We start from the raw sequence: 7,345 nt of genomic DNA, 5'->3' as shown, positions 1-7,345 counted from the left end.
CTGGCCCTCAGCGCCTGACCACCCCAAGAATCACGCGGGGACTGCGTTACACCACGCAAATGGACTTGACCTGCCGGGGGCGGTACTACGCTGTGGCCATGGAGCCTGCCGAGGACGTTTTCACCGGCCCACCCATGGCTCCACCACCACCCATGGCCTCACGCACCAGCGATTTCCTCCCCATCGAGGAAATCACCACCATCCGCCACGCCGCCGGCTACAGCCCCTTCCTCGCCTTCTGCACCCAGCATCAGGCACACCCGGGCCATCTGGCATCAGACTTCCGCGCGCTGGTGGCCTTCCTTCGGACACACGCCAGCCAATTCCAGCAGGATCAAGCGCTGCTGCGGGCGGCAGCCGTGCACCGGCAACACCCTGGCCACACTGCGCGCCGACGCGCAGTGGCAACCCGGCACCGACGATGAGCTCACCGTCGGCACCGAGGATGCCTCCTTCGAACTCACCCTCCTCCTCCAGCACCTCCCCCTGGCCTCGGCCGATCAGATCGAGCTGTTCCTGGACGAGATCCAGGACTGGCGACACTGGGAACCCCTCCCACCCCCGCCTCCCCTTCCCCCCGCCACCCGCGCTTCAGGTGCTGCTTACACCCGTCCACCGCTGCCCCAGCAGATCTTCACCACCCCGGAGGGACAACCCATCCACTACGGACACCGCTGGGACGAGGACCCACCACCGGAAGAGGCCTACAGCCGCATCACGCACCCCGAACGCTTCGCCGCCCTGCACCACATCGCCCAAGCCCTCATCGACCACCTGAGGGCCACCTACGACGTCACCGTCACCGAGGGACCAGCCAGTCTCCAGGACCTGCTCTGGGCTCCGGACGAAACCATCTACACGATCAGGCTCACTCCCAACCGTGCCGATGCCGCCCCACTGACTATCGTGTCCACCGCGGAACCGGCGGTGATCGTCCACGCCGGGGCCTGGTGCGAGCTCGCCTTCCCCGACTGCGCCTGTGACGCCTGCGACGAGACAGCCGAAGGCCAAGCTGAGGAACTCGAACAGTTCGTCCTCGCCGTCGCCGCCGGCACTTTCCGCGAACGCTACCCACTGGGCCGACAGGGCGCCTATGAATACGCCTGGGCCGCTCCCGACGGCTCGAGCGAAACCGCCAGCACGTCCGACCCACCTACCGACTCCCCCACACCGCCAGGACACCGAACACCGCCTCGCAGCACTCCCCCACGGATGGCGGCCCTGGCCCCCGCGTTCCACCTGACTCCACGTTGAGTGGCCGTCGCCAGCGTCTCGCAACCAAAGCGCCTCACAACCCATGCCATGCGACACACTGTTTTTGTTGCCGACCTCCTGTCGGCCGCACACCCGGCGTCAGGGACCGGCAGTGCGTCGATGGCCGTCCTCCTCACCTGTTGCGCACGTACGCTTCGAGATTCTTCTGCTCGAGGCGTCGTCATGTCTGTCCCGGCACCTTCCACAGCCCGGGTGCCGGGGCGGACAATCCCACCATGACGACTCTCACGCCCTGCCTGTGGTTCGACGCCGAAGCCCAGGAAGCAGTCGACTTCTACCTCACGGTGTTCCCCAACTCCCGGATCACCGACACCACCTACTACGGTGAGGCCGGGCCGCGACCGGCAGACATGGTGCTGACCGTGGAGTTCGAACTCGACGGCCATCCGTTCACCGCCCTCAACGGCGGACCCGAGTTCAGCTTCAGCGAAGCCGTGTCGTTCCAGATCGACTGCACCGATCAAGCGGAAGTGGACCGATACTGGGGTGCCCTCACCGCCGACGGCGGGCAGGAAAGCATGTGCGGGTGGCTCAAGGACAAGTACGGGCTGTCCTGGCAGGTGGTGCCCCGCAGGGTCGTCGAGCTGCTTGCCGATCCCGACTCGGGCCGGGCGCAGCGGGTGATGGCCGCGATGATGCCGATGCGCAAGCTCGTCATCGCCGACTTGGAAGCCGCCGCCGACGCCTCGTGAGCCATGGCCAGCACGGTCCTGCCTGGGCTGCTTCGGCTGGAAGCGCCGGATCCGGCGGCGGTACTGCTGGACTGGCTGGGTGTGGATCGGGTGACGACTCGCCGCCGCCTCGAGGATCTGTGATGACCCGCTCCCCTGCTGACCTCCAGGCGACCGTTTCGAGGCCATCACCGCTGAATCGAATCCTTCTGGGGTGCGGGACGGTGGCGGGGCCGGTGTTCATCACCTCCTTCCTGGCCACCGGCGCCGTCCGGCCTGACTACGACCCGATGCGTCACCCGGTCAGCTCCCTGGCCCTGGGCCCGGGCGGATGGGTGCAACAAGCCAATTTCTGCCTCAACGGCATCCTGTACCTCGCCTTCGCCGCCGGCCTGGTCCGCACCCAGAACCGCCACTGCGCACCTCTTACCGGGATCCTTCTGGTCGCCGCCGCCGGGGCCGGGCAGATCGGCGCCGGGATCTTCACCACCGACCCCGTCAGCGGCTACCCACCAGGCACTGCCCACGTCCTGGCCGGATACAGCGGCACCGAAGCCCTGATCCATGATCTCGCCGCGGTCCCCGTCTTTGTGGGCATCCCCGCCGCAGCCCTGGTCTGGGCGCGCGCCTTCTCGCGCCACCGGCGCCGCCGCTGGGCGCTGTACTCCGGCGCCACCGCCGTGATCATGCTCGCCGGCTTCGCCTTGACCAGTGCCGCCTTTGCGCAGGCGCCGGCACTCGCCCCAGTCGGAGGACTCCTCCAGCGACTGACGGTCGGCACAGGAATGACCTGGCTGAGCGCACTAGCCATCAGGTACCGGATCGCCACCGGCACCTCCACCGGCCCATGACGCACGCTCTCCAGCACTTTACGAATGTCTCTCAACCGATGTGTCTCAAAACCCTAACCTTCCAATGCTCCCCTCCGACTGCGAAGTCTCAGGACATCGTGGATCCCGAAGAGCCTCTTTTCCATACCTCTCATGTATGCGGAATGGGTTCAGGGAGGAACGTCAGAACGGGCTTCACGATGGTGGAGAGACAGCTAAACTGTAGCGGTATGTGGGCTACTGCACGGTGATAAAAATGCCGAGATCGTTCATGCCGGTCGTCTGCCTAAAAAGGTTTGCACCGTCGCGCTTGGAGGCCAGTTTCACTGCATAATGATACCGCCACTCTTCTCTTTGGTTGGGGTCACGGGGCTCCGGCTGATTCCAGATCACGGGTGCTTCCGGGTCGAAAATGGCAAGATGCACGCTGTACTTTCCCGTCGGTGGAGCCACATCGGTATACGTGACACGGGGTGTGGAACCTGCAGCCCAGTTCATGGTTGGTCCGGCGGTGTCCGTCGCGGCGTAGCCAAATGGCACTGTCCATGCCGTCGATACTTTGCGCAGAAAAAGCTGGGCCCTGCGGGGCTTGTGGAGTCGCGCCCAACCGGTGTTTTTGACATCGATCATGACCGTGAACTTCTGGCCAGCAGGAACCGTTTGCGTATAATCCGCTCTTGTCACCTCGAACCGATACCCAAGCCTGCGCTTGATTTCGGGGAGGCATCCTTTCGCAACCCAGTCACCAACTGGTTGTTGCGGGGTACCAATAATAGCTTCTTCCGCGTAGTCGTGGTTCAAGTAATTCACGTGCAGCTGCGCCGGTTCAGTTCTCATGTTGACACAGTCACGCCACCGTTCGGAGCCGTACCCCGTTTCGCCTGATTTTCTGACGACGTAGCACGTTTCGCCGCCGAAGCTCTTCGTCGTGCTGTGTTTTTGCGCCCAATCCTTCCAGTACACCGTTTGCTGTTGCGTGGAACCATTGTGGTTCGCATTGCTTCCGAGGAATCCGAGACTAGAGCTACCGGTGAAGTTTAAGTAGGTCCCGAAGTCGTGGGGGTTCGTCATGAAGCAGTCGTTGTAGAGGCCTACGTTCGCGCGTGCATTGCGATCGAGCACTTCTTTCGCAAACACCGGTCTGCGGAGTTCGACTGGTTGTATAAGTTTGCCAGGATTGCCGCCGCTATAAGCGAACAAGATTCTCTCGGTGATGGCGATTCGACTTTCGTTACGATAGAGAAGCGGTGCAGTGGAGTCAGGGTATTTGTCCGTGTTCCATTCGCCCCATCGTCCAAGGTAGCCGGCCTGGATAACACCGATTGCGTCACGGTTTTCGCGGAACATCTTCGCGACTGCGTCGATGTGCCTGAGCTGACGCTCCAATGTGTCCGCGTGAAACAATCCGCAGCTGCTCGGCGTATTGCCAGATGGGTTGTCGTAGCGAGGCCGGAACACCACCTTCAATCCCAACTTGCGACGCTCCTGGAGGTCAGATGCGTACTTTTTGAGTACTGGACTGGTATCTGGATGGTCACGCCCCATCCAGACCAGTTCTCTGCTGCAATACTCGTGCAGCCAGAGCCACCCCTCCACGAGCGTGTGGAAGCCAGGACCGTCTTCCACCTGGCGATAGAAACCCCGTTCAGGGTTCTTCAAGTTCTCGTCATTATCAGGTGTGTAGCCAGTGTAGGTAATCAAAGTGGCAGCAGCAGCAGCTCCCGTGGTCGCGCCAAGTGCGGCGGTCGCGCCTAGCACCGTGCCTGCCGCTAACAGGCCACGCCGGGACACTCCTGCAGAGATTCCGGTGGATTCTGGTTCTTCTGCTTCATCGTGCTCAATCATCACGAGTTCCTTCTGTGATGGAGGGCAAGCCCGCCCAGTGCCCTCGCTGATGGGTCGACGGACGACGAAGGCCCTAGTCACCCCGTATATGCGGCCACCGCCCGTCCTTCCATTCTGCTCCTCACTGCCTTGCGCCAACTCGACCACTCGCATAACGGTTTCGGCGGGAACACCGGTCAAAACATCACGGCCGGCGCCCCGGGTTCCGGGACGCCGGCCGTGATGGTCAGCGGGTCATATGTTCCACAGCCACGGGTAGAAGCGGTGCTGCCAGATCTCCCCGTCGGTCTCCTCGGTCTGCTCGTCGGTCGGCAGGAAGGCAGGCTTCGGGGCCGTGGTGCAGCCGACTGGTCACCTCGTCGGTGTGCAACTGACGGAGGCTCATCACAAAGTTTCTTGGATTTTCTGGCGGAGTCGTTCGTAGGGTGTTTGACCGCCGAGGGCGCCAAGAGGCCGGTGGCGATCAGCCCCCGGCCTTACGAGTCCCGGTCCGAGCCAATAACGTCATGGCTTCCTACACCTAATCCGCCTCGCAACAGTATGCTTTTGGGCACCCGGTTGCGCTTAGGGTGTCATTTTCCGGAGTTGGTTGCACGGATGTCGGGGGTCCTCTGCGCGGGGTGCTGGATGTGCAGACGGGCATCGTCGTGGACATAACCGGCCTGGACGGCACCGGAGACAGCAGTTTGACCAACGAGATCCACACTGTCGATGAATCCCTCGACCCAACCCCTGAGACACCGCCGGACGCCCGGGGGTCCCTCCGCCGCCAAGCCGTCCGGGTACGGACGGACCTCACCTGTCGCTGACCGTGCGCAGAGCCTCACATCGACACGGGGCCGACGCCGGGCACCGGCCCGGTCTCCGCCCGCCCGAGGACAAAAGGCTTACTTCCGGGCCCGCGCCAACAGCTTGGCCCCGTCCTCGCGCAGTTGACCCGTGGATGAGACGTGGCGGTAGAGGGTCTGGCGGGTGACGCCGAGCTCCTGGCACAGCTCTGCGACGTTGGTGCCGGACTGCCCCATGGACGCCGCCGCGAGCCTCACTTTGGCCGGGGTCATCTTGGACGGGCGCCCGCCCTTGCGCCCCCTCGCCCGGGCGGAGGCCAGGCCGGCGATCGTGCGTTCGGAGATCAGCTCGCGTTCGAACTCGGCCAGGGCGGCGAAGATCCCGAACACCAGCTTCCCCGAGGCGGTGGTGGTGTCGATCGCCGTACCCTGGCCGGTGAGGACCTTGAGTCCGATGCCGCGTTCGGTGAGCTCATGCACCACGTTGACCAGGTGCCGCAGGTTCCTCCCCAATCGGTCCAGTTTCCACACCATCAGGGTGTCCCCGGACCGCAAGGATTTCAGGCACGCGGCCAGCTGGGGGCGGTCATCCTTGGCTCCGGAGGCCTTGTCTTCGTCCAACGCCTCCGCCCCGACACCGGCGGCGAGCAGCGCGTCGCGCTGCAGGTCGGTGGTCTGGGACCCGTCGGCCTTCGACACCCGCATGTACCCCACCAGCACCGGACTTACCTCCATCACTTATACGACCGTTTGCGTGACAAGACGCCCGCCGGTCCGGCAAAGCCGGTTCTGTGTCATTTAACCCGTTACTTATCCTAAGTCATACAAAGGGTCGAAATTTCGTGAGATGTGACAGGCGCGGAGGCTCTCGAAGCGCTTAGACAGATACGCAACGTGCAGGGCATGAAATGCGTGGGCAAAAAAGCATACTCCAGTGTTGTGGGCAATGACTATGCTGGACAATGTGGAAGTCGTTTACAAACGTTCGATAGGTGGGAGATTCTGGTGGCTTTTGAAGTGTTCGACAAAAGAATGACCCCGTTGGCGAAGGCGCCCAGTGTCACGATCCACAAGCGGGGCGTGATCTCGCTGAACAAGGCCGCTCATGACCTGCTCGGTGGGGCGGAAACGGTGGAGTTGCTCTACGACCAGGACCGTCAGGTCATGGCGTTGCGCCCGGCCGATGATTCGTCCCCGCATGCCTAGGCGGTCCGCACCGGTTCCAAGCGCGGGCCGGGGCAGGCCATGGTCGCGGCCACCGCGTTCACGCAGCACTACGGGATCGACACCACCGCCACGAGGCGGTGGAAGCCCTTTGTGGAGGACAGCATGCTCTGCGTGGACCTCACCGCCGAGGGCACCGTCATCACCGGCAACCGCACCAAGACCACGGCATTGTCTGAACCAGCGGATGCCGACGCCGGTGAAACGGAAGTGTCACCTGCGTCGACGGCTGAGGCCACCAGCGACCCCGTCTGACCACAAGCACCCCTCCAGGCGCCGAAAGGAGCGCCGTCCATGGCCCAGAAAAGGCCACGTTCACCTCGAAGACGACCTCAACTGCGGCCCCACCGCCGAGACCGTCACCTTCGCCCTGGACGGGCAGAACTACCCGATCGATCTGCCCACCGCCGAGAAGGTGCGGGAGCCACTGCACTCCCACGCCGCAGCCAGCCGCAAGACCACCCGGCACCCGTAGCATCATGACCCACGCCTCGGGCAGTGACCCTGACATCGCGAAGATCCGCGCCTGAGCCAAGGTCACTGGCCACGAGGGCTGCGACCGCGCCCGGATCCACCAGCACATCTGCGACGCCTACTACACAGCCCAGAACTAGGGACTGATGCACGAACAGGTGACACCTTGACCTGACCTACAGTTTGGTTTCCAGTTGTCGTCGCTAGCCGAAGGCCTTCATGGAAGGCTCGTCGCTAT

At 63.5% G+C, this 7,345-nt stretch carries 9 protein-coding genes; 7 read left to right on the top strand and 2 right to left on the bottom strand.

Annotated elements, in window-relative coordinates; all coding sequences use genetic code 11:
* The 4 genes from ACFYE1_RS17000 to ACFYE1_RS16985 form a co-directional block, all read left to right on the top strand.
* Nucleotides 1-425: hypothetical protein (locus tag ACFYE1_RS17000; protein ID WP_387745585.1), on the top strand; the 425-nt coding region annotated here is incomplete at its 5' end.
* The gene (locus ACFYE1_RS16995) at nucleotides 334-1,254 is read left to right on the top strand and encodes a DUF6226 family protein (RefSeq protein ID WP_387745591.1); all 921 of its coding nucleotides are present in this window, start codon (nucleotides 334-336) and stop codon (nucleotides 1,252-1,254) included. The genes ACFYE1_RS17000 and ACFYE1_RS16995, both read left to right, overlap by 92 nt.
* 236 nt (nucleotides 1,255-1,490) lie before the next feature.
* The gene (locus ACFYE1_RS16990; RefSeq protein WP_387745582.1) at nucleotides 1,491-1,967 is read left to right on the top strand and encodes a VOC family protein; all 477 of its coding nucleotides are present in this window, start codon (nucleotides 1,491-1,493) and stop codon (nucleotides 1,965-1,967) included.
* A 215-nt stretch (nucleotides 1,968-2,182) separates the two neighbouring features.
* Nucleotides 2,183-2,797, top strand: a complete 615-nt coding sequence (locus tag ACFYE1_RS16985; RefSeq protein WP_387745579.1) for a DUF998 domain-containing protein — start codon at nucleotides 2,183-2,185, stop codon at nucleotides 2,795-2,797.
* 216 nt (nucleotides 2,798-3,013) lie between these two features.
* Here ACFYE1_RS16985 and ACFYE1_RS16980 read toward each other — a convergent pair whose 3' ends face one another.
* Together ACFYE1_RS16980 and ACFYE1_RS16975 are read right to left on the bottom strand one after the other, a co-directional pair.
* Nucleotides 3,014-4,621 carry a DUF4832 domain-containing protein gene (locus ACFYE1_RS16980; protein ID WP_387745588.1) on the bottom strand — a complete coding sequence of 536 codons (1,608 nt, stop codon included), beginning with the start codon at nucleotides 4,619-4,621 and terminating at the stop codon, nucleotides 3,014-3,016.
* Between the two features lie 887 nt (nucleotides 4,622-5,508).
* A complete protein-coding gene (locus tag ACFYE1_RS16975; protein WP_387745577.1) occupies nucleotides 5,509-6,129 on the bottom strand; it encodes a recombinase family protein in 621 nt (206 codons plus the stop codon).
* A 174-nt stretch (nucleotides 6,130-6,303) separates the two neighbouring features.
* Here ACFYE1_RS16975 and ACFYE1_RS16970 point away from each other — a divergent pair, with 174 nt between their 5' ends.
* Genes ACFYE1_RS16970 through ACFYE1_RS16960 form a run of 3 tightly spaced genes read left to right on the top strand, consistent with a single transcriptional unit; the run spans nucleotide 6,304 to nucleotide 7,108 of the window.
* The gene (locus ACFYE1_RS16970; RefSeq protein WP_387745574.1) at nucleotides 6,304-6,615 is read left to right on the top strand and encodes a hypothetical protein; all 312 of its coding nucleotides are present in this window, start codon (nucleotides 6,304-6,306) and stop codon (nucleotides 6,613-6,615) included.
* A 39-nt stretch (nucleotides 6,616-6,654) separates the two neighbouring features.
* The gene (locus ACFYE1_RS16965) at nucleotides 6,655-6,888 is read left to right on the top strand and encodes a hypothetical protein (protein WP_387745571.1); all 234 of its coding nucleotides are present in this window, start codon (nucleotides 6,655-6,657) and stop codon (nucleotides 6,886-6,888) included.
* Nucleotides 6,821-7,108: an Lsr2 dimerization domain-containing protein gene (locus tag ACFYE1_RS16960; protein WP_387745568.1), complete on the top strand. Its 288-nt coding sequence runs from the start codon at nucleotides 6,821-6,823 to the stop codon at nucleotides 7,106-7,108. Before ACFYE1_RS16965 ends, ACFYE1_RS16960 begins: the two co-directional genes overlap by 68 nt.
* The last annotated feature ends 237 nt before the right edge of the window (nucleotides 7,109-7,345 follow it).

The sequence above is a fragment of the Kocuria nitroreducens genome (assembly GCF_042879195.1).
In the GTDB taxonomy this organism is placed as follows: Bacteria; Actinomycetota; Actinomycetes; order Actinomycetales; family Micrococcaceae; genus Kocuria; species Kocuria nitroreducens.
This window is presented reverse-complemented; position numbering and strand designations above follow the sequence as displayed.